The organism is Leptolyngbya sp. FACHB-60 (genome assembly GCF_014695775.1).
Lineage (GTDB): Bacteria > Cyanobacteriota > Cyanobacteriia > Phormidesmidales > Phormidesmidaceae > Nodosilinea.
On sequence record NZ_JACJOX010000026.1, the window covers coordinates 106883 to 132976 of the forward strand.

At 47.5% G+C, this 26094-nt stretch carries 30 protein-coding genes and 1 pseudogene; 11 read left to right on the forward strand and 20 right to left on the reverse strand.

What is annotated here, in order from left to right:
- Positions 1-147: 147 nt before the first annotated feature.
- The 4 genes from H6F57_RS10395 to H6F57_RS10410 form a co-directional block, all read right to left on the reverse strand.
- A complete protein-coding gene (locus H6F57_RS10395) occupies positions 148-1191 on the reverse strand; it encodes an aldo/keto reductase (RefSeq protein WP_190630172.1) in 1044 nt (347 codons plus the stop codon).
- Positions 1192-1250: 59 nt separating this feature from the next.
- Positions 1251-2144, reverse strand: a complete 894-nt coding sequence (locus H6F57_RS10400) for an SDR family NAD(P)-dependent oxidoreductase (protein ID WP_190630171.1) — start codon at positions 2142-2144, stop codon at positions 1251-1253.
- A gap of 68 nt (positions 2145-2212) precedes the next feature.
- Positions 2213-3061, reverse strand: coding sequence for an AraC family transcriptional regulator (locus H6F57_RS10405; protein WP_190630169.1), 849 nt, complete (start codon positions 3059-3061; stop codon positions 2213-2215).
- A gap of 193 nt (positions 3062-3254) precedes the next feature.
- Positions 3255-3878 (reverse strand): TetR/AcrR family transcriptional regulator, encoded by a 624-nt coding sequence (locus H6F57_RS10410; RefSeq protein ID WP_190630167.1) that lies wholly within the window; start codon positions 3876-3878, stop codon positions 3255-3257.
- A gap of 126 nt (positions 3879-4004) precedes the next feature.
- On the opposite strand from H6F57_RS10410, the gene H6F57_RS10415 reads away from it, so the two are divergent.
- Positions 4005-5354, forward strand: coding sequence for a hypothetical protein (locus H6F57_RS10415; RefSeq protein WP_199289916.1), 1350 nt, complete (start codon positions 4005-4007; stop codon positions 5352-5354).
- A gap of 201 nt (positions 5355-5555) precedes the next feature.
- Here the strand turns inward: H6F57_RS10415 and H6F57_RS10420 are convergent, their stop codons facing one another.
- Positions 5556-6035: a GNAT family N-acetyltransferase gene (locus H6F57_RS10420; RefSeq protein WP_190630165.1), complete on the reverse strand. Its 480-nt coding sequence runs from the start codon at positions 6033-6035 to the stop codon at positions 5556-5558.
- 122 nt (positions 6036-6157) lie between these two features.
- Here H6F57_RS10420 and H6F57_RS10425 point away from each other — a divergent pair, with 122 nt between their 5' ends.
- Positions 6158-6736: a TetR/AcrR family transcriptional regulator gene (locus H6F57_RS10425; protein WP_190630163.1), complete on the forward strand. Its 579-nt coding sequence runs from the start codon at positions 6158-6160 to the stop codon at positions 6734-6736.
- 159 nt (positions 6737-6895) lie between these two features.
- Here H6F57_RS10425 and H6F57_RS10430 read toward each other — a convergent pair whose 3' ends face one another.
- The 8 genes and pseudogenes from H6F57_RS10430 to H6F57_RS10460 all read right to left on the reverse strand — a co-directional run bounded on the left by H6F57_RS10430 (position 6896) and on the right by H6F57_RS10460 (position 12769).
- On the reverse strand, positions 6896-7327 hold the full coding sequence (locus H6F57_RS10430) for a hypothetical protein (RefSeq protein WP_190630161.1): 432 nt from the start codon (positions 7325-7327) through the stop codon (positions 6896-6898).
- A gap of 136 nt (positions 7328-7463) precedes the next feature.
- A complete protein-coding gene (locus H6F57_RS10435) occupies positions 7464-8456 on the reverse strand; it encodes an SDR family oxidoreductase (protein ID WP_190630159.1) in 993 nt (330 codons plus the stop codon).
- A 69-nt stretch (positions 8457-8525) separates the two neighbouring features.
- A complete protein-coding gene (locus H6F57_RS10440) occupies positions 8526-9431 on the reverse strand; it encodes an AraC family transcriptional regulator (protein WP_190630157.1) in 906 nt (301 codons plus the stop codon).
- A gap of 171 nt (positions 9432-9602) precedes the next feature.
- Entirely contained in the window at positions 9603-10226 is a 624-nt protein-coding gene (locus tag H6F57_RS10445; protein ID WP_190630155.1) for an antibiotic biosynthesis monooxygenase, read from the reverse strand.
- Between the two features lie 47 nt (positions 10227-10273).
- Positions 10274-10927, reverse strand: coding sequence for an antibiotic biosynthesis monooxygenase (locus H6F57_RS10450; RefSeq protein ID WP_190630153.1), 654 nt, complete (start codon positions 10925-10927; stop codon positions 10274-10276).
- 124 nt (positions 10928-11051) lie between these two features.
- The gene (locus tag H6F57_RS28330; protein ID WP_199289915.1) at positions 11052-11930 is read right to left on the reverse strand and encodes a helix-turn-helix domain-containing protein; all 879 of its coding nucleotides are present in this window, start codon (positions 11928-11930) and stop codon (positions 11052-11054) included.
- Positions 11931-12166: 236 nt separating this feature from the next.
- Positions 12167-12286: pseudogene (locus H6F57_RS28335) on the reverse strand (RidA family protein); the annotation flags it as partial.
- Complete coding sequence (locus H6F57_RS10460; RefSeq protein ID WP_190630151.1) at positions 12287-12769, reverse strand: hypothetical protein; 483 nt, start codon at positions 12767-12769, stop codon at positions 12287-12289. It abuts the pseudogene before it with no gap.
- 422 nt (positions 12770-13191) lie between these two features.
- Between H6F57_RS10460 and H6F57_RS10465 the strand changes: the two genes are divergently transcribed.
- Positions 13192-13374 carry a hypothetical protein gene (locus tag H6F57_RS10465; RefSeq protein ID WP_190630149.1) on the forward strand — a complete coding sequence of 61 codons (183 nt, stop codon included), beginning with the start codon at positions 13192-13194 and terminating at the stop codon, positions 13372-13374.
- On the forward strand, positions 13361-13507 hold the full coding sequence (locus H6F57_RS10470) for a CU044_2847 family protein (RefSeq protein ID WP_190630147.1): 147 nt from the start codon (positions 13361-13363) through the stop codon (positions 13505-13507). Before H6F57_RS10465 ends, H6F57_RS10470 begins: the two co-directional genes overlap by 14 nt.
- A gap of 395 nt (positions 13508-13902) precedes the next feature.
- On the opposite strand, the gene H6F57_RS10475 is transcribed toward H6F57_RS10470, so the two are convergent.
- Positions 13903-14526 (reverse strand): TetR/AcrR family transcriptional regulator, encoded by a 624-nt coding sequence (locus tag H6F57_RS10475; protein ID WP_190630145.1) that lies wholly within the window; start codon positions 14524-14526, stop codon positions 13903-13905.
- Positions 14527-14636: 110 nt separating this feature from the next.
- Between H6F57_RS10475 and H6F57_RS10480 the strand changes: the two genes are divergently transcribed.
- From H6F57_RS10480 to H6F57_RS10495, 4 genes are all read left to right on the forward strand, one after another.
- Positions 14637-15317: an NADPH-dependent F420 reductase gene (locus tag H6F57_RS10480; protein ID WP_190630143.1), complete on the forward strand. Its 681-nt coding sequence runs from the start codon at positions 14637-14639 to the stop codon at positions 15315-15317.
- Positions 15318-15348: 31 nt separating this feature from the next.
- Positions 15349-16101, forward strand: a complete 753-nt coding sequence (locus H6F57_RS10485; RefSeq protein ID WP_190630141.1) for an SDR family oxidoreductase — start codon at positions 15349-15351, stop codon at positions 16099-16101.
- A gap of 146 nt (positions 16102-16247) precedes the next feature.
- Positions 16248-17113 (forward strand): IS630 family transposase gene (locus tag H6F57_RS10490; protein WP_199294718.1). Its coding sequence is split into 2 segments (ribosomal slippage): positions 16248-16574 and positions 16577-17113, totalling 864 coding nucleotides; the frame shifts between segments, so codons are not numbered across the junction.
- 39 nt (positions 17114-17152) lie between these two features.
- On the forward strand, positions 17153-17800 hold the full coding sequence (locus tag H6F57_RS10495; protein ID WP_190630140.1) for an SDR family oxidoreductase: 648 nt from the start codon (positions 17153-17155) through the stop codon (positions 17798-17800).
- Between the two features lie 189 nt (positions 17801-17989).
- Here the strand turns inward: H6F57_RS10495 and H6F57_RS10500 are convergent, their stop codons facing one another.
- The 3 genes from H6F57_RS10500 to H6F57_RS10510 all read right to left on the reverse strand — a co-directional run bounded on the left by H6F57_RS10500 (position 17990) and on the right by H6F57_RS10510 (position 20561).
- Positions 17990-18742, reverse strand: a complete 753-nt coding sequence (locus H6F57_RS10500; RefSeq protein ID WP_190630139.1) for a glucose 1-dehydrogenase — start codon at positions 18740-18742, stop codon at positions 17990-17992.
- A 225-nt stretch (positions 18743-18967) separates the two neighbouring features.
- Positions 18968-19957, reverse strand: coding sequence for a phosphotransferase (locus H6F57_RS10505; RefSeq protein WP_190630137.1), 990 nt, complete (start codon positions 19955-19957; stop codon positions 18968-18970).
- Positions 19958-20108: 151 nt separating this feature from the next.
- Entirely contained in the window at positions 20109-20561 is a 453-nt protein-coding gene (locus tag H6F57_RS10510) for a helix-turn-helix domain-containing protein (protein ID WP_190630135.1), read from the reverse strand.
- 104 nt (positions 20562-20665) lie between these two features.
- On the opposite strand from H6F57_RS10510, the gene H6F57_RS10515 reads away from it, so the two are divergent.
- On the forward strand, positions 20666-21661 hold the full coding sequence (locus tag H6F57_RS10515) for a zinc-dependent alcohol dehydrogenase family protein (protein ID WP_190630134.1): 996 nt from the start codon (positions 20666-20668) through the stop codon (positions 21659-21661).
- A 27-nt stretch (positions 21662-21688) separates the two neighbouring features.
- Positions 21689-21979, forward strand: a complete 291-nt coding sequence (locus H6F57_RS10520; RefSeq protein WP_190630132.1) for a putative quinol monooxygenase — start codon at positions 21689-21691, stop codon at positions 21977-21979.
- Positions 21980-22353: 374 nt separating this feature from the next.
- On the opposite strand, the gene H6F57_RS10525 is transcribed toward H6F57_RS10520, so the two are convergent.
- A complete protein-coding gene (locus H6F57_RS10525; RefSeq protein WP_190630130.1) occupies positions 22354-23091 on the reverse strand; it encodes an SDR family oxidoreductase in 738 nt (245 codons plus the stop codon).
- 156 nt (positions 23092-23247) lie between these two features.
- Between H6F57_RS10525 and H6F57_RS10530 the strand changes: the two genes are divergently transcribed.
- Positions 23248-24174: a LysR family transcriptional regulator gene (locus tag H6F57_RS10530; protein ID WP_190630128.1), complete on the forward strand. Its 927-nt coding sequence runs from the start codon at positions 23248-23250 to the stop codon at positions 24172-24174.
- A 316-nt stretch (positions 24175-24490) separates the two neighbouring features.
- On the opposite strand, the gene H6F57_RS10535 is transcribed toward H6F57_RS10530, so the two are convergent.
- Positions 24491-25036 (reverse strand): DinB family protein, encoded by a 546-nt coding sequence (locus tag H6F57_RS10535; protein ID WP_190630127.1) that lies wholly within the window; start codon positions 25034-25036, stop codon positions 24491-24493.
- Positions 25037-25680: 644 nt separating this feature from the next.
- A complete protein-coding gene (locus H6F57_RS10540) occupies positions 25681-26094 on the reverse strand; it encodes a GNAT family N-acetyltransferase (RefSeq protein WP_190630125.1) in 414 nt (137 codons plus the stop codon).

Sequence of the window (26094 nt, forward strand, 5' to 3'; positions counted from 1 at the left end):
CGGTTGCCGCTAACATAAGGCTAACGTTGCGCATCACCCGCCGCAGATAATCTTTGCATCATCACCGAGCAACTCTCGGCGGTCGGTGTGCATGGGCGTTGTTAGCTGATGGCACTTATGATCGCCCCTACTCCTAACTCAACTCTTTCACTGATTCTTGGAATCTGGATCAAATGCAGCTTTGACTTTGGCATCCCAACCTAATGCTTGCATCCAACCAGGATAGAGTGATGATGGGGCAGTGAGGGTATCCAATTGGCGAATCTCGGCTGTAGAAAGCGTGAGATCTAAGGCTTTCAAGTTATCTTCAAGCTGGTGCATTTTATTTGCACCAACGATGACTGAAGTGATAAAAGGTTTCGTGAGAACCCAGGCGATCGCCACCTGAGCAGGAGAGGCATTGTGAGTTTCAGCAATCGGCTTGATTGCATCCACCACGTCATAGCCCTGTTCAACATCGATCGGTGGCAGCTTAAACTCGTTCAGTCTTGCCCCTTCTGGCGTTGGGTTTTCGCGTGTATATTTGCCGCTCAAAAAGCCACCTGCTAAAGGACTCCATACCAATACTCCAATGCCTGCATCTTCAACAAACGGAACGACTTCATGTTCTAAATCCCGCCCCAGCAAAGAATAGTACATTTGAGCTGCAATAAACTGATCGTAGTTGTGATGTTTCTGAATGCCCAACATCTTTGCTGCTTTCCACGCTGGAAAATTGGAATAGCCGATATAGCGCACTTTGCCTTGTCGCACCAGATCATCTAAAGCGCGTAAGGTTTCTTCTAATGGCGTGATCGGATCAGGAATGTGAAGCTGATAGAGATCGATATAGTCAGTGTTTAGCCGCTTTAGGCTGGCTTCTGCTGCCATCATGATGTGACGATAAGATGACCCTGCATCGGTAATGGCGTTGCCCGATCGAAACCCTGCTTTTGTGGCGATGATGACTTCATCGCGACGATTAGCAAGGGCTTTGCCGAGCATCATCTCCGATTGTCCACTGGTATAGGCATCGGCTGTATCAAACAGGTTGATGCCAGCATCCATGACGCGACCCACCATTTGATCGGCAACTGACTGATCAATGCTGTTGGTAACTCCAGGAACGAGTTGACCTTCACCAAAGGTCATTGCCCCAAAGGAGAGCCGTGAAACCACCAAGCCAGTCCTGCCAAGGGTTGTATATTGCATAATAGAAGCCTTTCCACAGCTAGTTAGAGGAATTGAATTGTGTGGGTAATTATTAGAACCTAACCAGCCAACTGACCGCCTGTAACATCCAGATCCATGCCCGTCATTGATGTGGCTTGGTTAGACGCTAAAAACATGACAGCTTCTGCGATTTCATAGGTGGTCATAATCCGCTTTGTCACAAAGCCCGGAACCGCTTGCTCATAGGTAATTCCTTGAAACGCAAAGGACTCCCGTAATTGAGGCGTATCAACTGCCAAGGGTGAAATTGAGTTGATGCGAATATTATGGTCGGCGTTTTCCTGGGCAGCAGCTTTCGTGAGTCCAATCACACCATGCTTACTAGCGTTGTAGTGGGCAGTTGTACGAAAACCCACATGTCCAGCCACCGATGCCATGTTAATGATGTTGCCGCCACCTTGCCGTCGCATCTGTGGAACTTCATACTTCATGCACAGAAACTCACCCACTATGTTCGTCATCATAATGTCCATGAAATTATCCAATGGGATGTCTTGAATCTCAGCAGGAGTCATAAAGATTCCAGCATTGTTGAAGGCAATGTCGATGCGCCCATACTGTTCCACACAACCATTGACAAATGCTTTGACATCATCTTCAATTCGGACATCGGCTCGTTGATACGTGGCTTTGCCGCCTGCATCGCGAATACTTTGAGCCACTTGCTCTCCCAAGGCTTCCCGCCGACCACAAAAGTGAACAGTAGCTCCTTCAGCAGCAAAGGCTCGCGCAGTGGCTTCCCCAATGCCGGATGTGGCTCCAGTAATCAACGCTACTTCACCTACAAATCGACCGTTGGGATTGACGCTTGCTTGAGGTTCGAGTGGATTTTGAGTGTTTGCTTGAGCCGTTTGAGTTGCAATTGCTGTGGCAAACCCGGCAACCCCGATCGCTCCAGTCGCAAACATCTGACGACGATTGATCTTTGGCATAATTCCTTACCTGATTTCTTCGGAAACTGATAAACAGCAAGAGAATACACCTAATTATTTTGATAAGTCTAGGAAGTTATTGCTGTTTTGCTGACATAAGCTCCTGGTGTTACCCCAATCTGACGTTTGAAATGCCAGCCAAAATGACTTTGATCGTAAAAGCCCGTTGCGGTAGCAACCTTCGTAATCGAGAAGCCTTGAACCAACAGCTTTTTTGCTTGAGCAATTCGGAGTTGAGTTTGGTAGGCACTGGAAGACACGCCGATTTCTTTGCGAAAAATACGGCAGAAATGAAACCGACTTAATCCGGCGATCGCTGCCAATGTGTCTAAAGAAATTTCACTGGCGTAGTGAGCATGAAGATAATCACAAGCAAGCATAACAGCCGCATGAGGTGGCTTCAAAGAACAAACAGAAGGGCTATTTGAGGCATAGCGACGAATTAGGTAGGAGAGAAAGTCCAACAGGGCTATATCTTGCTCCAATTCAGAAGTTTTCTGATTCACTACTGCCTGCAATGCTAAAAATAAATGATTCAATTTTGAATCGGTAAGAAATGCTGTGGGGAAGAAGGGCAGATTGGCAGGCTTCTCAGCCATTTCAGCCGCAATCGTGTGTAACCATTTTGGATTGATGTGCATCATCTCAAAATGGGCGGGTGCTGGAAGATAGTTGCGATCGCTCGGCGCATGTACCTCACCTGAATGGATCACGCTCAAACTTCCGGTAGGGATGGAATGATATGCGCCGCGATAGTGATATTCACCTTGACAATTGAAACTTAAGCCAAACTGATACTCTTCATGGGAATGTCTGGGAAGCGGTTCTACGGAACCTGATTTGTAAGCATATCGCTCTAGTAAGATGCCATCCGATTCCCAGGCAAGAACGGAGATTTCTGCTGCTTTGTTTTTCATAAAAACAATTTAGTGTTAAGTCTCACAGATCACCTCTCGATCATGTTCATAACGATGACTTAGCCAGCTAACGGTCGTGTTCAGCGGATGCAGACAACCTTTGCAACTCAACGCAGAAGGCTGGTACGTTCCGCTACAACATAGTTGTTGGGCTCCGATTGTTTCTACCAACAATCTAGATCAAACACGATCATTAACGGCTCACACCATAACGGGCAAGGAACGTCTCTACTGCGTTGACAATCACATTCTCAACCTCATTTTCATCCATCTCTGAATCCATGATTAAGAAACGAGGCCAGAAGATGATGTCATTGATCATGCCAAGAAATTGACGGGCTGCAATTGCAATGTCTGCAATGGATAAACTGCCAATAGCAACTTGTGACTGTAGGTACACCTGAAGCCGATTGAGAAATGGTTCTTTGCCTTTGTAATATAGTTCCGTTCCCAATTCTGGGAAGCGGGGAGCCTCGGCGATGATGACGCGAAAGAGCGGTTGAATATTGTGGCTGTTGAGTAAGCGGGCGTAGTCTTGACCAATCTGCATCAAAGCAGCTTGAGGTGATAACTCAGACGGTACAGGCGTCGAACTGATTTGGTCGGTTTGCCAGACTTGTGCCATGATGCCGCCAAACAAATCAGCCTTGCTGGAAAAGTGCTTGTAAAGAGTTGCAGTTGAGACGTTCGCCTGCTGCGCGACATAGTCGATCGTGGTGCGATCATAGCCAAACTCTAAAAAAGCCGCGAGAGCCGCTTTCAGGATCGCTGCTTGCTTTTGTTGAGTAATCTCAGCCCGATACTGCTCCAGTCCCATAGTAAAACGTTAGTTTTAATCTACTTATGATTGTCTCACATCCCTTTCGATCTTGGCCGATTCACGCTATGGTAAAACGAGTGTTTTAGTTTAGAAAGCGAGCAAATCATGTTGTTCAGAGGCTTGATGTGGGGATTGGTTGCACTGACTCTCGCTCCTGGGTGGGCGATCGCTCAATCTGTCAAGGCAACCAGTCAACGATCACGCGATCGTGCTGCACCGCTGGATTTTCAAGGCCGCTACCTCGTTTCAATCTCCGATGCCGATATGTTGGCATCGGCGTATGTCGATGGGCGACTGGGTGCGCGTGAAGGGCAAGATACAATCAATGTTATTCCTTTAACCGGGCACGCACGAGATTTTCGTGCCTATACAACGGCAGCGAGTAACTCGGTTGCAGGCCCGCCGACGGCTGTAGCGATGACGCCAGATGGTCAGTATGCGCTAGTTGTCGAAACCTTTAGACCTCGTCCGGCAGGGGATGAGCAAACGCAAACTTTTGCTGACCTCATACACGGCGATCGCATCACGGTGATTGATTTAAGCGATCCGACTCGTCCTAGACAGGTGCAGGAATTAGCGATCGCAGAGCGTCCCACTTCGGTGAGTATCAATCATGATGGCTCCTTGGTTTCGGTAACTTTTCACCCAGACGGGGCAGGTACAGAAACTCCTTTGGCACTGATTCCGTTTGAGAACGGGCGATTGAGACAACCTGCCTATCCCATCGTTGCTCGAATTCCGCCGGGAGATGAACTCGTCCATGCAGAATGGCATCCAACTCAAGATGTGTTAGCACTGGTCAATAACACAGCGGCAGAAGTCTCTTTTGTGCAGCTATCGCGTCAAGGCGCAAATTTTGAACTTCAGCCCAGTGGTAACGTTGTGCAGGTTGAGAAATTCCCCTTCATAGCTCGATTCACTGCCGATGGTCGTCATGTGCTCGTCAACAATCTCTTTTGGGGTGCAGATGTGGAAGGAACTTGGAGCGAAGCTCCTCGCGGTAGCGTGGTTAGTATTCGACTTGCAGCCGGAACTCAGGCAGATGGTTCACCTCGCCATGCGCTCGTTTCGCGGGCAATGACAGGCGTTAGCCCGGAAGGGCTAGCACTCAGTCCTGACAATCAGTATGTGGTAACAAGCAACTTGGAACGCAGCTACTTACCCTACGATGACGAACGCATCACCTGGTTTTCCTCAGTGAGTTTGATCACGCTTAACCCGCAGACAGGTCAATTAAATCATGTGGCAGATTATCCGTTTGATGGCATTTTGCCAGAAGCTGCTGCGTTTGATGCCTCTAGCCAATATCTAGCGGTCACGAATTACGACCACTTTGACGATCGCATTCAGGGAGGGGCAATCGACTTTTGGCGTATCGCGTCAGATCCGCTGAATCCTCAGCCAATGCTGGTAAAGACTCGTTACTCCATTCCGGTGACACGGGGCATTCACTCAATGGTGTTAGTGCCGTAGGTAGCTAGTTGTTCAAACATCTCCGCAGTTGCATATCGATAACCATGATGAAATGACGAATTATCAGCGCCAAGACTATGTCACAGAAAGACTGAGCCGCCCAACGCTGTGTTAGTTGGCTGGCATTAGACGCAATCTGAATTGAGCAATTGCATAAAGATGGCTTCCAGTTGGCGGCGATAGCTAGTCTAGTGCAAAAGCTCACGACCCCTGACTAGACAGTGCTTTGCAGAAAACGATTTTGTCTGCACCTTCTGCGTAGAACTCGCGTATACGCGCTTCCTTTTCGTACCCGTTTTTGTGATAGAACGCTTGTGCATACTCAAAATCTGGCGTGCCCAACGTCTCAACTAATAAGAGCCGTGCGCCTCGCTCTGCCAAAGTCTGCTCTACAAAACGTAGCAGTTTCGCACCGCGTCCTTGCCTTTGATGGGTTGGGTGGACGGCAATCAGTTGCAGGTTCCAAGTTCCGTCAGTCATGCGTTCCGGTTCGCAGTAGGCTAATGCCACAAGTCCGTCATCATCGTCTGTAAGCCAGAATGGGTGGCTGTCTCCATCTTTGCTCAACGAAGCGGTCAACATCTGACGCAACTCCTGTAGTTCGTCTAACGAAAAGAGTTCCATAGAGCCAGCTAAGGCAATCAGCGCCTCTGTATCATCGGACAGGATTGGTCGGATCATCACGAACTCCAGCAGTGTGAAGGGAAAAATTACAACAGTTGTTATATTACAGCAGAACATAACAACTGTTATGATAAATGTCAAGATGATTGTTTGATGTCGCTGCAAACTAGGGACGCGCTATGAGTTTTGACGATCGCCGCATTGAAGTTGCTAATGCGGCATGGCGGGTAATTATCCGAGAAGGCTTGGATCGCACTAGTATGCGAGCGATCGCGCAGGAGCTTGGCTCCTCGACTGGAGTTGTGACCCATTACTTTCGAGATAAAGAAGCCCTGATCTTATTTGCCCTAGAACGAGTGTTTGAAAACGTCCTAGAGGAAATGAAAGGCTGTACGCAGAGGCCGAAAGGCATTGACAGGCTAGAAGCAATGCTTTTTACAGCCCTCCCTCTGGAGAACCGCGACAAAGACGATTGGAAGGTTTGGGTGGCGTTTTTGGGCTATTCGATCGGGCGCGAGCATTTAGTTCAGAAACATCGAAAACGTTATGACTGTTTACGGCAAATACTTACTCAAGCGTTAGCTGACTTACAAACCGCTAATCTGCTGCGAGGCGATCTTGATCTAACCCTCGAAGCCAATGCACTTATCGCACTAGTGGATGGCATCGGCACTGGGGTTGTCATCTGTCCTGAACAATTCTCGGTAGAGCAACAACAATACCTTGTGCGGCGACATATCAATACCTTACTAGCATAATCCTGACCACTGACGATAAGTTTTAAACTAGTGCCACTACATTTCAACGAAGCCAGCTAACAATTTATTGGACAGCTTATTGCAGCAGTACACCCACTGTCACTAACACCGTTCGTGTAGCTGGATGTAAGGCTACCTCTCCTCCCCATATTTGCCCACTTAGTGCCAGTACTCCTCCAAATTCACCACATAGCAAAACTTCACATGTTGTAGGGCAATAGTAGTATTCGTAATCTCCTTGAACGGGTCTAGCCATTTTGGATGCCGATGGATGACGAAGTCATTAATCAACCCAGCGAGCGACTGGATGAAATGGTTTCTATCTTGATATCTGAATTGTTCAACCGATTGTATAAATCTTGAGCAACTAGCTGTAGTAGCAGGAATCTCTGATTCAGGGGTTCCAAGCAAAAATTGAATGGCTAAAAATTCCTCTGGCGATTCAGGATAAAGCGGAAGGATGAACTGTTGAAACCAAACCCGAATCTGCTGTACGAATACCACAGTTCCAATTGATTTACAGTTTCTGTGAGAGGAAATAACATCTCTCAAGGTGGTCACAGCAGCGTTTAATCTAGAGTTAAATTTCATGAAACTTCTCTGCTGTCCAACGACTGCGTTCAGCGGCGGTAGACCGCTTTTAAGTCTAAACCAAAATCTTTCGTCCGCCGCTGCAACGCAATTGTTAGGGAGTAGCTAAGTATACCTGACACTCAAGAAACGAGGCTCACCCTGTATAGCTAGCATTGAAGCCCAACGCATTATCGATCGTTGTTCCTGAAATTGTTTTCGCTGCGTCGCTTGCCAAGAAAAGTGCTGTTTGAGCAATATCCTCTGGCTCAATCGCTCCAGCATTACCTAGTGGACTCACTGGATTAATCAGTGCGTCCTGTTCCTCTGGACTGGAAACACCCATCGATCGCATTTGCCCCTCACTGCGATACATCGGTGTGTTGACGGCACCAGGCGCGATCGCATTGACTGTGATATTGTATTGCCCCAACTCTTGAGCAGCCTGCTTGGTCATGCCAATCACAGCCCACTTCGTCGATGTATAGGCACCATTGCCAGCAAATCCAGCCCTGCCTCCCACAGATGCCATATTGATAATTCGTCCACCACCCCGTTGCTTGAGAAAAGGAATGGCAGCTTTTGCCGTATTGAACACACCATGAACATTGACATCAAAGACATCATGCCAGAGTTGAGGGGTGCCATCCTCAAAGCTGTGCCAAGCCACATAGCCCGCATTGGCAACGACAATATCAATTCTACCCAGTTCGCGGTTCGTGCGTTCTGCCGCAGACTGCATTGCTGCTAAATCTCGAACATCTACCTGAATTTGCAGAACCTTCGTGCCATATTGCTTAACAGAAGTCACAGCTGCATTGAACTCATCCCTATTGGACACGCGATAACCTGGTGAGGAGTTCAAACGAGCGGGATCGGCAATATCGAGCATGGCAACATCGGCACCATTCATTGCAAAAACTTCTGATATTGCCCGTCCAATCCCTCGAGCCGCTCCAGTGACGAATGCGACTTTTCCGGCTAAGGGAAGCGTATTTGAAGGTTGAGGCTGGGCATTGGGCTGAGTGGGAGCCTGTGCCGTTGCTTGCTTGGTTTGCAAGGGCGATAGTCCTGCTCCTAGTGTCATTCCGGTTGCAGCCAGGGCAGCACCTTTGATCAATCCACGACGCGAACGATTTAGCTTCTTCATTGTTTGCTCCTTATCAACTCTGAGGACAGCTTATCGAAGCAGCCACTTGGGAAAATTGTAAAATCTTGCTTAGCTTGCCACCTGCTTGAAGAAGCCTTTGGGCGGAATGCCGACGACTCGCTTAAAGGCTTTGGTGAAATGCGCTTGGTCGTAGAAGCCGACCTGCAACCCGATATCCGTCAGATCTGGTTTACCCGCGATCGCAATCAGCTTCTTTGCCCGCTCCACTCGGTTTTGCAGTAAATATTGATGTGGAGAAAGCCCCAACGAGTTTTTGAAGAGACGCGCAAAGTGAAACGCGCTCAGGTTCATCTGTTTGGCTAAGTCAATTAGGCTCAACTCCTCGCTTAGGTGTTCATGAACGTACTCGACAATCTGCTTTAGCTGCTGCGATGAAAGTTTTCCAGAAGGTTTCCGCAGTTTTTGAGGGCGATTGCTGTGATGCTCAATCAGATGGAGAGCAAAGGCAACTGCAAGCGATTCACCATAAAGCGCGCCACAATAGCTTCCAGACGCCAATTCGGTTTTGAAGCGACAAGTAAAGTCAGAAATCATTGTGTCAGCTTCACCTCGACGGGTGAGGAAGTTAATGTTTTCTGAGGCACCCGTACCTTGAAACGCTTGGTGAACAAATTTGGGGTCAAGGGCGATCGCCAAAAACTCAAAGTTGCCCCACCATCGAGGAAAGTTGATATCTCCGTGTGTCTGTAAGCAAAAATCACCTGGATTCAAAGCCGTTTGTCGCCAACACCTGCCTTCTTTCCATTCGTAGTGAACAGGTTGACCAATGTTGACCGCCAAACGATGTCCATCGATATAGTGTTCCGGCAGTTCAAACGATGAAATTCGGTGAAATTCAACAGTGATTCCCTGCCACCCTGCATTCCCGCTCGAAAACAACACACTTCCATCAGGAGCAGCCGGAAAAACATCTCCGGTTTGACTGCTAACGAGATGAATCCGGCTATCTGACATTGGCACTAAGAAGTGATTTTAAGTATATTTTGGACTGAAATCACTCTACAGGCAACCTTCTAATTACTGTCTCTACATAGAACGAGAAGCTGCCTAATGACTAAGATAAGCGGCGACAGATACCCTTGTCATCGCCACCAAGATCTCTCGCTCGTCCGCTTCATCGACTTGTTAGCTGGCTGACGCTACATAAGTGACATTGTATAGATGAAATTCATTTCGGGCTAACCCTTCCCAGTATGGCTTTTCTGGGTTAAAACCAGGCTGCCCAAGAATTGCTTCAAATGCCTCCTGGCTTTCCCATTGACCGTAGTTAAACATTCTAGTACCATCCAGACTGCGATGAAAGGTCGCTGAAAGCAAACTTGATGAGTTGCTCATTGCCCGGTCTAATTCAGCAGCGGTTCGCTTGATCATCTCTGGTTGATGCATTGGCATCATGCGAAATTCCGCTAGATGAGTGACGCGATCGCCTTTAGCAATTTCAACTTGTGCCGATTGAGATCGACTGGCCGTGACTTCCAGCAAAAATACCTCAGGCGGAAAAAACTCAGTAAACACAGCAGGACGAGGCAAACTGCGATGGTCAAATTTAGGATGCCATTGGCTATAGGTAAACACTCGCACGTTATCTAGGCTCCGATGCACACTGGCAGATACAAAAGAAGAACAATCAATCCAGGATTTAACTTGTTCTTGCACAATTGCCTCAATCAAGGCCGCCTGATGCCGCTCTGCAACGGTGTATAGATCCAGCCCAACGATCGCAGTATTTGTGCGGTCAATCTGCACCATCTTTATATCCTCCTAATCAAACACTACATCATGATTATGCTTCACTCTTACGAATTAGCTGACTCCGTGAAGACGACTTGGTGAAGTGACATCTGGAATTCATTATTGGCAAGCGATCTCATGACTTGGAGCGGTTCCGCCATCGGGGGATTTGCATTCATCTTGGCGTATAGTTCCTGAGAATTCCACAATCCATAATTGATCGCACGAGCACCATCAAGCGATCTATGGAAATGCGTAGTAATGAGTCCAGATTGTCCTGAGATTTGCTGGATTGCTTCTGCGGTTGATTCTAAAAAACGAGGTTGATCAGGCGGATTCTTTAATCTGAATATTCCAAAGTTAACTAGTTCCGGCATATTCATTCTGATTTGCATCTGGCTATCTGCTGGCTCACTCATAAAAATGTCGTAAAGGTGAGAGTCTGGTGCAAAGAAGCCAGTAATCTTAGTTGCCAACGCAATATTCCGGTTATTAATATAAGCTTGATAACTAGCTTGATTTTGCCACTGTACATAATTGACCACCTTCAGTCCATCTAAGCTGCGATGAATGGCGTTGGCAATGTACCCAGATTGCTGTTTCAAAATATCGTGTGTGTAGGCAATCAGTTCATCGATCAATATCCACTGTTGGTCGGGCTGAGTGACAAAAATATCCAATCCTGCCAGAACTGAATTGTCCTTAAATACGGTGAGCATTATGGCAATTCCTTTTTGTTAAGTGTGCGTCAACTGCTGGAACGAAACCATAGCAGTCCCAAGCAAGGATACAGAGTTTGCTGGCTGCTGTATAGCCGATTCTTGCGGCTTTAGAAGATTCTTGCTACTTTTGAAGGAATTGTTTGGGTGTTACTCCAATGAGGCGTTTGAAGTGTCGCCCAAATTGGCTTTGACTGGCAAAACTGACTTTCAAGGCAATACTTGCAATACTTTGTAACTCCTGCAACATTAATTCCTGTGCCCGCTCAATTCGAGATCGAATTACATACTGATAAGGAGAGTAACTTGTAGATTGTTTGAACAATCGGGCAAAGTGATATGGACTCATGCCAAGTTCGGTAGCGATCGCCTCCAGAGACACCTCTTCTGCTAAATGAGCCTGGATGTAGTCGATCGCTTTCTGCAATTTATGACCGGGTAAGCAACCGGGATAAGTCCGTATTTTTCGCGTTTGAGCGGAGTAACGCCGCAGCAGATGAACAGCTAATGCATTTGCCATCGACTCAGCATAAAGACAATCGCTTAACCCATCTCGTTCTAATTCTGCTTTCAGGGTCAACCCGATTTGCTGGATCAAAGGGTCACAAATTTTAAGCTGCGGTACAATTTTAATATGCTCTGCATTGATTGATTCGTACGCAGCAGAGGTAAACAGCTTTGGTTCAAGGCGAAGTAACAAAAAATCTGCATTTGCATCCCAGGACAGTTTGCGATGCAAATGAGGAGGTGTTACCATAATGTCGCCTTTAGCCAAACAATCGTGGCTGTATTGCCCGTCGATTGTCCGTTCTAATTGAATGGGTTGACCCAGATGAATGCTGATGAGATACTTCGGCAGGCAACACTCAGATTTTTGATTTGCAGGCTGATGATGGTGTTCAACCCGAAGAATGTCTGAGGTAGTATCTCGACTTCGCAAGATTGGCGATCGTGGCACAGTTTGTAAGACTACGTTTTCTTTAATAGAATTTTGTTCATGCACTTTGTCCCTATCTGCCTATACAGCTCTGCGTAAAGGTCAATAACGAACCATCATTTTTCACTATTTCATTTGAACCTAATTCCACTGATAGTCTTGCTCAAGGCTAGACATCAAGAGATAGATCTTCGGCTGCGTCTTTGATGGGTGATTTAAGCCAGCTAACGGTCGCAATCACCGGACACCGATAGTTCTTGCCAACAAAATACATACTTCAAAGTTTCGGTGCATTGCGGTTGTTAGGCGTCATTCGGATGAAGTTCAACCTCCCCTTCAATCTCCACTGGAATATTGAAAGGCAGCTCTGTCAGTCCAACCGCGCTCCTGGCGTGCGCGCCTACTTCAGCACCAAAGACCTCTTACCTTTCCCTATGCATACACACTTCGTCAGCCACTACAATCCAACCACTACCCTCGTCAACCTCCCATGTCGCTTCAATCTGGTTAGCGTTTATTCTTCTGAGGAAATGCTGAACCGGAATGCTTTCACCGTCGCGACGAGTGAGTTCACCGTGCGAGGAAAGAGTCTCCTCGCTACGCTCGACCACAGAAAGCTGAATAAAGGCTCCGTTAGATGCAAACTGTCGCCGCTCCATCAACTGACCCTCTGAATTAAAAGACCAAGTTTCGACTGAGCTTAAGCTATTGTCTTCATACCCCTCCCCAATCAGCCAACCACCTGGAAGATTGTCACTAACAACCCATGTAAATGCGGCGTCGCCATTTTTTGGTTGACACGTCCATTCACCAACCAACGACTGTGCCAGGGGTTCAGAAAATGACGGAAATGGAATAAGGGGCAGCACAATAAGTGTAATGATACCTATGACTCTATGCCACATAGTTGACCTATGTTAATTTTGACAAAGCAATTTTACTAGAACCTTGATTCAGGCGCGAATCAAGGCATAGAAACGGGCAGACTAAAAAAGCACTTTTAGTTATACCAATTCTTTATGAGAGTAAGCTTAATCATTTAGTCCCCTACCATGCCTAAGTTAGGTGATGGAGCATTGAAATGAAAAGGATACGGAATATTAAGCACGGCTTTACATTGAACTAGTATTAGCGGTGAGATTGGCAGCTTCTCACTGAAGCCTGACTGCTTAACACATCTTTATGCGGCCTTCCAGGGTGGTAATTGGCAGCATAGGGACTGGATCCTAGAGGACCAGATGCGGTCATAATGCTGGACTTCAGCTTTTTTAGATGCAAAACAGGGTTCTGGGTCAACGGTGAATAGCACGATGGGCTTGAGCAACGGATGCCCTTTGTTAACGGATCCCTTGAGCCAGCGCAGTCCGATGTTGAGATAGCTGATGCCCTGCATCCAATGGGTGTCAACCTGAGTGCGGAGGCCATCGAGTTGAACGGCCATGCCCTAGGTGGTGGCATAGAGGATAGCGATTGCGGCAACGAGGTAGAGGCGTTCGATGGCTGGAGCTGACGTCGATAAGGTAACGCTCGAATCTGGGGTAAAAGTAGCTGGAGAAGCTAGGGTGCCCTACGTTACCAAGGGCACAGCGGCAAATCTCAAGATTATGGTGGAGTGTTTGTTTCAAGGAAAGTTTAAGCTCTAGCGCCTAGGATGAGCCCCAGTCCGGCTGCATCGTTGGCCCCGCGCCACAGAGCAGCATCACAATCTCTCTCAGCAGCTCTTTCGTGAAAGGTTCCAAAATTTGTCCACCACTGTGCTGAACAATCACCACTCGGCTACGTGACCTCCTGTGGGTATAGGCGTGTGGCAAGCTAGATCAGCTGATTGCGCGCGCAGGCAACTACTACTCAACCCACAAGCCTTCAGCAGGTTAAGGCCATTGAGCACTCGACTTGATTGATAGTCACCTCAGCTACCTCTCAGCAGTGCCATTCTGCCCATTCAAAGTCGCTATTTCAGGAAATGGGTTGATCGCAGGCGGTTTAACGGTTTTGGTCAGCGGCTGCAAAAGACTTTGCAATCCGCAAAGCAATTCCGTCAGTCCGCTGCGCCAGAATGGTTATACTGCGTCTCAACCGATGCATTTAACTTAGTCAGGTAAGCTTCAATCATCACTGCCGCCGCTTTCCCTAAGCTGACTCCATTGTTATGCTTCTTAAACAATCGACGCTCCGCAAATGCTCCATCAACTAGCATTAGTAATGCTGCACTGAGTTCCTTTGCTGGTTTAATCCCTGCCCACTCCGCTAGTTCTGCCATTCGATCGCACATTTTCTGCTTGTGAGCGATCGCCACCTGGTGCCCTGGATAGTTGATTTCTGGAAACTCGGAAGCGATCATCAGGAATGGGCAACCGTGGCTGTCAGTACTGCTTAACAACTCATCGAGCCAAGCAAAAATCGCCAGCAATTGTTGCTTGGGTTGCCCTGAATGCTGACCGACGACCACTTCAAACAACTCCCAGAATTGCTGATTCCGCCCTTCCAGGTAGGCGACGACCAAATCATCCTTAGATGAGAAGTAGCGATAAAGCGTTGTCTTCGCTACCTCAGACTTAGCAATAATCGTATCCACCCCGATCGCCCGAATCCCTTCTCGGTAAAACAGATCGTCTGCGATGGCTAAAATTCGTTGCTGCGCATCGGTTTGAGTTCTGGGCATGACTCGCTCTTGGAAAAGATGGTTTCAGTATAACTTGACAGAAACAGACCTGTCTGTTTATATAGAACTATCGAGTAATACAGACCTGTCTGTTTATAGAGGAGTCCAGCATGAAGATTGGAATTATCAGCAGTGGCAATATGGGACGTTCCCTTGGTATTCTTTGGGCTGAGCAGGGGCATCAAGTTTTTTTCGGTGCTCGTACCTCTGAAAAAGCAAAAGCTGTGGCAGAATTCGCGGGTCATGGGACGCAAGGCGGCACAAATGATGAGGCGGCTACTTTTGGGGACGTGTTGCTGTACACGGTTCGAGGTGTCCATCCCGCAGGAGTGCTTTCTTCCATTGATGTGTTGACGGGCAAGATTTTGATTGACCCAAATAACTTTGAGATTCCTGAAGATTTCGACTATCCACCGATTCTGAAATCTCTGGCTGAAACGTTGGCAGAGGAAGTTCCAAATGCCCGTGTAGTCAAAGCATTCAACACAATACCCCTAGAAGTTTTTGAACTTGCACCTGAACCTCTGAAGGACTACAACGTATCTGTTTTTGTCGCGGCAGATGATCCAATGGCAAAGCAAACTGTGATGCAACTTGCTCAAGAATTAGGGTTCAGCCCCATTGATTCTGGAACCCTTCGCAATGCTCGCTTGATTGAAGGGTTGGCAGACCTGGAGCGATTTCTCCTCATTCACCAGAAGATGGGAGCTTATGCAGTCCCTTCATTCAATATCTTGCCTCCAGCACAAACCCAACGGTTAGGTGGACGACAACCCTCTGCCTTGAATTAAGTTGCATCGCTTTTACGAAAGGAGAGTAATCATGCTTCAGTCGTTGTCCGGCAAAAAAGTAGTTGTCATCGGCGCAAGTTCAGGCATCGGTCTTGCAGTCGCACACAAAACAGCAGAATTAGGCGCGTCTGTGGTAATGTCAAGCCGCTCACCCGACAAATTGCATCGGGCAGTGGAAAGTGTTCTAGGGCAAGTTGAAGTTCTAGGGCAAGTTGAAGCGATTGTGGCTGATATCCTGAATGAGGAGTCTATGAATGCGCTATTTGAACGAGTTGGGAACTTTGATCATTTAGTGGTAACGGCTGTGGCAGATGAAAATCTGCTCCGCTCACCCTTGGCAGAGATGTCAACAGAACTGGCTCAACGGGGAATGGAAAAATTCTGGGGAACGTTTTTTGCTGCCCGTGCAGCGGCGAAAACCCTCGCTCAAAATGGCTCGATTACTCTAACGTCGAGTGTCTCTATTTTCAAACCTGCGAAAACCGGAGGAGTCTCGGTGATGTCAGCCGCAAGTGCAGCAGTTGCGGTATTTGGGCGATCGCTAGCGGCTGAGCTGGCACCAATCCGAGTGAATGTGATTGCTCCAGGAGTAGTGGATACAGGGGTATGGAGCAACACGGCTGAGTCTCAGCGATCTGACCTAGCAAAGTGGGCTGAAGAATCGTTACCTGTGCAACACCTTGGGCAAGCAGAAGAACTCGCTCAAGCGGTATTGAGTTTGATGACTAATACTTACATCACAGGGATCATTCTGCCTGTAGATGGCGGTCTAACCGTACTGTAATCACACAGCCACTGAGCCATTAAGGAAACCAAATATGCAAGAACTCTACAGCTTAGCTGGGCAAAAGGTTTTGGTTATTGGTGGTATAGCGATCCGTATAAGGGTTCGGTCAGGCAGAATGACAGGATATCGAGAGGAGTATTGTGATGCCCGCTCCCTACAGCCTTGACCTGCGCCAGAAAGCGATTGCCGCGATTGAATCAGGCCAATCCAAAGTCGTCGTCAGTCAACTGCTGGGCATTGCCCGTAGCACCCTTACGGAATGGCACAACCAGTATCGCAGCAAGGGGGAGGTTGCCCCAAAGCAAGGTTACCAGCAGGGCCACAGCCACAAAATCACGGACTGGCATGAGTTTCGTGCGTTTGCTGAAGCGCATGGGGAAAAGACCCAGGCGGAGATGGCGCAACTGTGGCCCGATGCGATTAGTGAAGATACGATTGGGCGAGCGCTCAAGCGGATTGGCTTCACGCGAAAAAAAAGACGTATTTCTACACCGAACGAGACTCGAAAAAACGCCAAGCTTACGACACTGAGTTAGCGCAATTCGAGGAATACCAACGGGTTTATCTCGACGAGGCGGGAATCAACAATACCGAAGACTATGCTTACGGCTGGTGCCTGAAAGGCGAACGATTCGCGGCTGAACGTCGGGGCAATCGCACCGAACGAGTGAGCTTTATAGCGGCTTGGCATCACCATCAGCTCGTTGCCCCACTTACCTATCAGGGGTACTGCAATCGCCTGGTGTTTGAAACATGGTTAGAGGAGAAACTCTTGCCCGTACTCAAAGCTGGCAGTGTGATCATCTGTGACAACGCCTCGTTTCACAAAGGTGGGCGCATTGAAGCGTTGATTCGTCAGGTGGGCTGTCATCTCTTATATCTCCCGCCTTACTCCCCGGATTTGAACCCGATTGAACATCAATGGTTCGTTCTGAAAAACCGGATGCGAAAACAGATTCAATCCGGCCAACCCTTTCGGCAAGTCGTTGACCAAGCCTTCGTTGACTGACCGGACCTATCCACGGATTGCTATAGTAGTCGGATGGGTATGGAGATTGCTCGGCTCAGCACGACGCTAGGGGCAGACGTGATCATCTCCAGTCGCTCAAAAAGTAATTTGGATGCTGCGATCGCCTCACTTCCTGAGGGGGTAGCTGCTTACGCTGCTGATGCTACGATCGCACAAGAAGCAGCCCAACTCTTGCAGGATCTAGCACCACTTGATCATATTGTGGTCACTGCATCGAGTGGAATGGCTGCCAGCAGCATTCCAGATACCTCTCCTGAAACGGCTCAAGCTGCCTTTAGTCGATTTTGGATGTCTTACCATGTGTTGCATTTTGCACCAAACGTGATGCATTCTTCTGGTTCCATTACGCTGCTTTCTGGCAGCAGCGGACGCAGACCCATTGCTGGTTATGGGGTGTGGAGCAGTTTGCATGGCAGCATTGAGAGCCTTGTTCGTCCTGCAGCGTTAGAACTTGCCCCGATTCGTGTCAATGCAATTTCACCAGGTGGAATTGGGCTAGCACCTGACCGACAACTAGCTCATCATGCTGGGCAACCCATCGATATAGCAAAAATGGCGATCGCTCTCATAACGAATCCTGCGGTAACAAGCACCATAGTTGATGTAGACAGCGGTGAACGATTGGGAACTTGGTCAGGTGAGGCTTCTGCAATGCCTAGCAGGTGAGCTAACACTGTTCTATCTATGCCGTTGCTCCAGTGGCAACTTAACTTTGAGCACCGACAGGTTACCTACGGTTACCGCCCTCACTGGAGGATAAAGCAGCCTAACGTTTCGGCGGAGCGGTTAGCAAATGACCTTTGCAATGCATCAAGATCTTCGGCAATCCGCTTTAAGTGAATGTTCGACTGCAATCTACTGCACTGTGTAACCACCATCAATCACTAAATTATGTCCAGTAATGTAAGAAGCATCATCAGAACATAGCCAAACGACTGCTTTAGCAACCTCCTCTGCTTTTCCACCCCGTTTAAGCGGCACACGCGCCTCCATTTGCTGCAACGTGACTTGAGGAACCTCCGCCAGTAAATCGGTCAAAATTAGACCTGGACTAACGCAATTAATCCGAATCCCTTGCCCTCCAAATTCCATCGCTGCTGTTCGGGTTAGAGCGACTACACCTCCTTTGGCTGCGGTGTAGCTAGCAAAATTGGGTACACCAATTACTCCACCGCCTTGAGATGCCATATTGACGATCGCCCCACCTCCACTTTTGAGCATCGCCGGAATCTCGTATTTCATCGATAGCCACACTGCCTTCAAGTTAACGTTCAATTCCAGGTCCCATTCTGTCTCCGACAGTTCAATGAGAGGAGCTGCTTTGCCAGCCCCAGCATTGTTGAACACACAATCGAGCCGACTATAGGCCTGCAAGGTTTGATTGATGAGTGCCTCAACGTCTGCTGCCTTTGTAACATCAGTCTTGATGAAAAAACCATCACTGCCAGCCGCTTTAACCTGCTGAACTGTTTCCTCGCCTTCGGACTCTCTGCGAGCCGCAACAACAACCTTTGCTCCTTGCCTAGCCAACTCAATTGCAGATGCTCGACCAATGCCAGAGCTTCCACCTGTGACGATCGCAACCTTTCCACTCAGTCCAAGACTCATATTACTGACTCCGGTTTACAACTGCTTTTAATCAATCTAGGAAGAAGGTTCATAATTGTCTATCAGTTCTTACAACCGCATTCTTGAAATAGCTTCTTAAGGGCACATCCCTAATGATTTAGCTGTCGAACGTTTCGGTTGAGCGGCTGGTAATAGCTTTTGCATCCAGACCAAGAACTTTCGGCAGTTCGCTCCAACCGGATTGTTATGCCAGTGTTGCTTAGTTCACCTAAGGAACAGAAACGTCTCACCCTGCAAATATGGTAACAAGTGGTTCTCGATAACATAAGGCACAGCACGAGAGAGCCATTCATGTTCCTGTGGGTTGGCACTGAGAAAAGCAAAATTTTCCACTGTTGAACCGACAAAAAATGCTTCAACAGCACTTTGATAATTTGCTGGTAATCTCCTAATACTGGAGTAACCCTCGAAGAAATGACAGCGCAATGTTGCCTCAACATCTCCAAGCGATTGACCAATATCGTAAAGGTAAAAACCAAAGCCACAGCGCGAAAAGTCAATGGGGCGAACTTCTTCACCATAAAGCACGTAGTTGCCTTGGTGCAGGTCAGCGTGAATTACGCCCCAAGTGTCGCGGGTCTGATAAAGACTAGGCATAAACTCTTGAACTTGCATAGCAGCCTTTTGAAACACTTGGTAATCATCCAGTGAAGTTGTGCCGTTTTGCACCAACATGCCAAGCTGAGACGTTGCGGCTTTCAACTGCTCTACATTGTGAGTGGGGCGAGAAAAGCCAACTGGCAATAACCAACTGCTTGAATGCTGGTGCAATTGCGCCATTAGTACACCCAACTGTCGAATTTGCTGTATTGGCGGTTCACCATTGATATGTTCACCTTCTACCCACTGCAATAACGAACAGGATATTGAAGCCCCCAATTCTGCCCCAGCAATGCTCGTTACCCATTCACCCAAACGATTCTGCACGGGTTGAGGCACTGTCAACTCGGTGTCCTGAGCGATCGCATTCAACCATAGCAATTCAGATTGAATCGCTGATGGTGCTCTCCAAACCTCTTGCCCACCCTCGCCAGCGGCCTCAATACCAGCATGAAGGCGAAGCAAAAACTTGTCTTTTGTTGGTGTCTCCACCCGAAACGTTGTGTTTTGGCTTTGTCCCAAAAATGTCAGCTGGACATTCGGCAAATCATAATGGGTCAGAGCAGCTTGAGCAATTGCTTCATCAATAACCATGGTTAGAACTATTCACAACCTTTTACTGCTTTGAAACGGGATGGAGTAGCATAACACTCTCAATCACTGGATACAGTTAGCTTTTGAAACTCACTAATCACTTATCTTTATTTCGGTGATTGAGGTTGTTATGCAGCGCTGCTTGACAGATTTATTTAGGTTGCCAGAAATCTTCAGCATCAGGCTTGCTATCATATTTTTTTGTTGCTGCATCAATATCGGAAATATGTTGGTAAGCCCACTCTCCTAAAACAGCCAGCGGCTCAGATAATGACTCACCAAGTTGTGTCAATGAGTAATCTACTCTCGGCGGAACTGTTGGATAAACCTCCCTTCTAATTAATCCTAATCGCTCCAAACTACGAAGATTTTGCACCAGCATTTTGGGTGATATTCCTACCACCTGCTGCTTTATATCGCTATAACGCTTCTTCCCTTGAATCAAGGCGTAAATAAGTAGAATTGTCCATTTATTTGCAATTTTCTCAAGAAGCTGATGGCCCTCGCATTGGGTATCAAAGATGCCCATGTTCGCAATGCGATCAAGAGCGGGCTGAGGCAGATAGCTCAACTCAGGCTCAGGTATTTTCGGATTAAGAACCATACTGGCTTACCAAACGGTAACTAATACACTTTCCCGTAAATCCTTTTGGACGCTATGCGCCAGTGATATTCATAAATCATAGCGTTATGGATAAGGCTTAACTCATGAAAGCAATCGTCATTCAACAGTTTGGCAATCCCAATGTGTTTCAACCCACCGAGGTTCCCACCCCCGAACTAGTTCAGGGGCATCTATTAATTCGAGTCGCAGCAACCAGTGTCAATCCTGTGGACGTAAAAATTCGTGAAGGAGCTGTCGCAGATATTGCTCCTGTTTTTCCTGCCATTTTGCACGGGGACGTAGCTGGGGTGGTAGAAGCCGTTGGTGAAGGTGTGACCCACTTCCAAATCGGTGATGAAGTCTATGGCTGTGTGGGTGGAGTAAAAGGAACAGCAGGCGCGTTGGCTGAGTATGTGCTGGCTGATGCTGATCTCGTTGCCCATAAACCGCGATCGTTAACAATGACCGAAACAGCTGCCCTTCCTCTTGTGTCAATCACAGCCTGGGAAGGGTTGATCGACCGCGCCCAGATTCAAGCAAACCAAAGGGTTTTAGTGTACGGCAGTACAGGAGGTGTCGGGCATATTGGCGTGCAACTTGCCAAGTGGGCTGGTGCCAAAGTTTATGCGCTGGTTTCGAGTGAGGAAAAAGCAAAACTTGCCCACCAGCTGGGAGCTGATATAACCATTAACTACCATCAAACTTCGGTTGAGGAACTCGTTGCAGAACATACAAACGGAGAGGGATTTGATGTCGTGTTTGACACAGTGGGCAATGACAACCTGCAAAATGCCTTTAAAGCGGCAAAGCTCAATGGTACTATTGTTTCCCTTGTTTCCCTGTCTCAGCAAGACTTGACGTTACTTCACGCCAAGGGCTTGACCCTACACTTGGTGTATATGCTGCTGCCATTGTTGTTTGGGGGCAGTCGCGCCTACCATAGCAAAATCTTGACCAGAGTTGCTCAGTTAGTAGATGAAGGACAGGTGCGTCCGCTTATGGATTCGAAGTCATTTTCGTTTGGCGAGGTTGCAGCCGCTCATACCCATGCTGCTTCAGGTTCGGCAGTCGGTAAAGTCGTCCTAAAGCAGTCTCTTTAGCAGTACTTTGAGCAAGGAGAATTGACCATGATTTCACTGACTATTATTGCCAAAATTAAGGCTAAACTAGGGGTTGAAGCTAGAGTGCGTGAGGCATTAATCCGGCTCATTCCACCTACTTTGGCAGAAGCAGGATGCTTGAACTATGATCTACACCGTTCTATTGAAGATCCGACACTATTTGCGTTTTACGAAAACTGGGAAAGTGAATCTTCGTGGCAACAACATATAGATTCAAAACATGTTAAAGCCTTCCAAAGCGATACAGGAGGCTTGATTACCGTCTTTGAAGTGCTTTTAATGCAACCTGATAAGTGAACTTGATAAGCCTAGCATTACTTCCTTAAGTAAAGGCTTACTGCCTAAAACAGTTCGCTTGAGCGGATGCAATCAACCCTCGCAATGCATCGAGATCTTTTGCCAGTCCGCTCTAAGCGAATGTTAGGCTGCATCAAGACTGCTACCGCCATCTACAAACAAGGTTTGTCCGGTGATATACGAAGCATTTTTTGACGAAGGCGAGCGCGGCGGCAATTTCTATTACTCTTTGTGGAGGTGGATCAATTTTTGAGTGTTGTGGTTTCTGCTTGAGACGCGATCGCCAGTGCCTCACTAAGTTCTAACCAATTGCGGTGCTCTAGGTTGGACGGCTCCTCGGCTGTTTGCTCGCCCATCCAACCTCTGAAAGCAAATTACTGAGGCAACATCCCCGCAAACTGCTTTTCAACGTCTTTGAGCGGTGCTTGCAACTTAGCGAATACGCTTTGAGAAACAGGGTCGGGATAGACCTCTTCCATACCCTGTTCAATCGCGTGCAGTGTCGCTTTTGCCACCTCAATGGGTGCAACCTTATCGAGGGGTATCCCTTCAGACATAGCAGTGTCAACGGGTCCTGGAAACACACCAACCACCTGAGTGCCCTGCGCTGCGAGTTCGGCACGAGCGCCTTGAGTCAAGGAATATAGCGCGGCTTTGGAGGCACTGTAGGAACTAAAGACGGGTACGTTCGCCACAGAAGCGATTGTCAGCAGATTCACGATCGTGCCGCCACCATTACTCTTGAGAATGGGTGCAAAAGCACGCACCATGGAGAGAGTACCGAAATAATTGGTGTTCATTTCCCACTGAGCCGTTTCTACACTCTTAGGGGTAAATAAACCACCAGAACCTAATACGCCCGCGTTGTTAATTAACAAGGTGACATCCTGAGCCGCTTGGGCAGCCGCATTTACTTGATCGGGCTCGGTCACGTCTAACGCGATGGCAATAATGCGATCAGGGGCGATCGCCACCACACCGCTCAGCGTGTCTGCATTGCGAGCAGCAACATAAACGCGACGAACACCCGCTTGTATCAACGCTTCGACATAGGCTTTGCCAATGCCCCGATTTGCACCTGTAACCAAAGCAACGGATTCTTGAATATTCATACCAATCTCCTGGCTAATCGTAAAACTTTTTGTAGGAGAGCCTTTGCGCTGTAGTAGGTCGCTCTGCTCTCCATGCATTTATCTTGATTGATGCGAATCTATTTGAGAAGCCGGCAAAATAGAATATGATTTATTCGAATTTAGAATAGATGAAGCATGGATCGCCTCGAATGCATTCAAAGTTTTGTGCGGGTTGTCGAAACAGGTAGCTTTTCTGCCGTCGCCCGTGAACTCAACACAACCCAGCCCACCATTAGCAAGCAAATCGCCGCTCTAGAAGACTATTTAGATATGCAACTGTTAACCCGCTCCACCCGTAAGCTCCAGTTGACGCAAGAGGGGGAACGTTTTTTTGAGCATTGTCAGGGATTATTGGATGCCGCGGCTGAAGCCGAAGCCAGTGTAGGGCAACGCCAAAAACCCATCGGAATCTTGCGGGTAAGTTGCCCTGTAGCGTTTGGGCAGTATCAAGTGATGCCTCATGTAAAGGGTTTTCTAGATCGTTACCCGGATATCAAGTTAGATCTGAGCCTGAGCGATCGCTTCATTGACTTGCTTGAAGATGGCACGGCTCTCGCCATTCGAGTTGGGCAGGTGAATGAGCCGAGCCTCATCACCCAGCGCATTGGACTCACTCATCGAGTCACTGTTGGTTCAACTACCTATTTCCGTCAGCATTCGGAACCTCAAACCCTTGAGGAATTAGTGAACCATAACTGTATTGTTTATACTCGCCTTGCTACGGGGAACGAGTGGCACTTCCAACAGCCAACTGGAGGTACCACTAAGGTTACGGTTAAAGGAAATCTGCAAGTAGATAGCTCTACCGCCATTCGAGAAGCCGTTTTATCAGGTTTGGGGATCGCCGTTTCCCCAGTTTGGCTATTTGGTGATTTGCTCCAGTCCGATCACCTTAGAATTGTGCTAAAAGGCTACCAACCCGTACCTTTGCCAATCTATGCCGTTTATCGACGTGGGCGATTTGTCCCTGCAAAAGTACGCTGTTTTATCGAATATCTCTCAACCCAATTCAAACTCAACCCATGGGTTTCAGAAGATTATAATGTTCATCAGTCAACCTAACGAAAAAGTCAGCGGCGGCAGAAAACTTAGAACTCAGCACCAACGATTTTCACCCATCCGCTGCATTTGAATTGTTCGACTGCGCAGCTGCAGCTTAGAGATTGTCGACCTTGATGGTACAGAAAACTCCTGAGGCTCTCATGAATCAAGGATTCTCGACGAGACAGCGATCTTGACGTTTCTCAGGCAAACGAACGAAGGCAATGGGTTTTAGCCGCTATTTTGACCGTCCAGGTTATTCATCATGAGACTAAAAAAGTTTTTTACACCATTAAGGATTGTTGTCAACAATCTATAAATTAAAGCAAGTTTCTGGTCATAGTGATCTTCTACTATTTTGATTAGCAAGCATCTTTGAGCTGTATATCACATCTCTTAAGTAAACAGTTAAATCATTCGCTGGAGATACAGCAGGAACTTGATACATCATGTCACTGACCAAACCCCGATGATAAGTCCCATGATTCACGACATGGAGAATTATTTCGCTACGTGACATCGTGCCTGCGTCACCATCAACAAATTGAAAGTTGACGATGTCCAGCAACTCTTTTTCAGAAACCGAATGAGCATAGTCAATATACCACTGGTCAACGAGCTTGACTGACTGCCACAGTTCTTCTAATGGTGGAGAAATCTCAGTATTCCTCGCAGTATACGGGTGCGTCGTTTTCTCCAAATGGGCTTTGAAAATACAGTCGATAACATAGACATGGTTGAGCGTATGAACTATGTTTCCAAATCGCGTTTCACGTTCCTTGGTTGCCTCACCTTTTGGGAGGGAAGTTACAGCTGAAAATGTAATTTCGTTTGCCCATGCTTTATATCCAGTCAACCTCTTTATCGTTTCAGAGAAACTCATTAAGCGCTCTACTCCAAGCTTAGTTTTCTTAGATATGATCTCATGCAGTGATTGTCACCGCCTAGCCCAAGTTGAAATTATCAAAGTTTATCCTCACCGAGGATAAACCCAAAGCAAATCGTCAGAAGCTATCTATCAGAGGCTTTAGATAGCTGTATGAAGGGACAGAACGGATAACTACCCGCGCCACAGAGCAGCATCACAGTCTCTCTTGGCAGCTCTTTCGTGCAAGGTTCCAAAATTTGTCCACCACTGTGCTGGACAATTACTACTCGGCTACGTCCAGGACCTCCTGTGGGTACAGATGTGAGGTAAGCCAGATTGGCTAATTGCGCGCGCAGGCAACTACTCAACCCACAAGCCTTCAACAGGTTAAGGCCATTGAGCACTCAGTTTAATCGATAGACACCTCAGCTACCTCCTAGCAGTGTCATTCTGCCCGTTCAAAGTCGATATTTCAGGAAACAGGTTGATTTCAGGGGGTCTTAACGTTCTGCTTAACCCGCCGCAGATAAACTTAAACGCCCAGCAGACCAGCTCTCAACGGTCGGGTTCAAGCGGGTTGTTATGCCGTATAACTTGTCTAAACAACTGCGATTGCTCAAACTAAGCATCTCCCTGTCTTTCCACTTTTTACATCAATCTTATGTCTCATTCTCCAACCATGTCCCGATGACTTGTCCCATACCGATAGGTTGCTCTACAAAACCAAGCTTTGTGTAAAGTTCGGGAACATCGTCTGTAAATAAATAGATGTGTTGCCCCTTTAACCGATGCAATAGCTTTTGTATCATTGTTGTTGCAATGCCCTGACGACGATATGCGCTAAGTGTCCAGACATCAACAAGATAAGCATTGCAAACACCATCCGACAAAACACGGGCAGTGCCAACAATTCGATTATGGACATAGGCAACACAAGCAGCGTAACTATTTTCAAACGATACTTTAAGCTGTTCTGGGCTGCGTCCATTATCAAAGGCATCTTGCCGTAATGTTGTTTTCATTTCTGTCCAATCAACATTATCTAAATCAGTTTTGTAGATGATTTCTGGCAT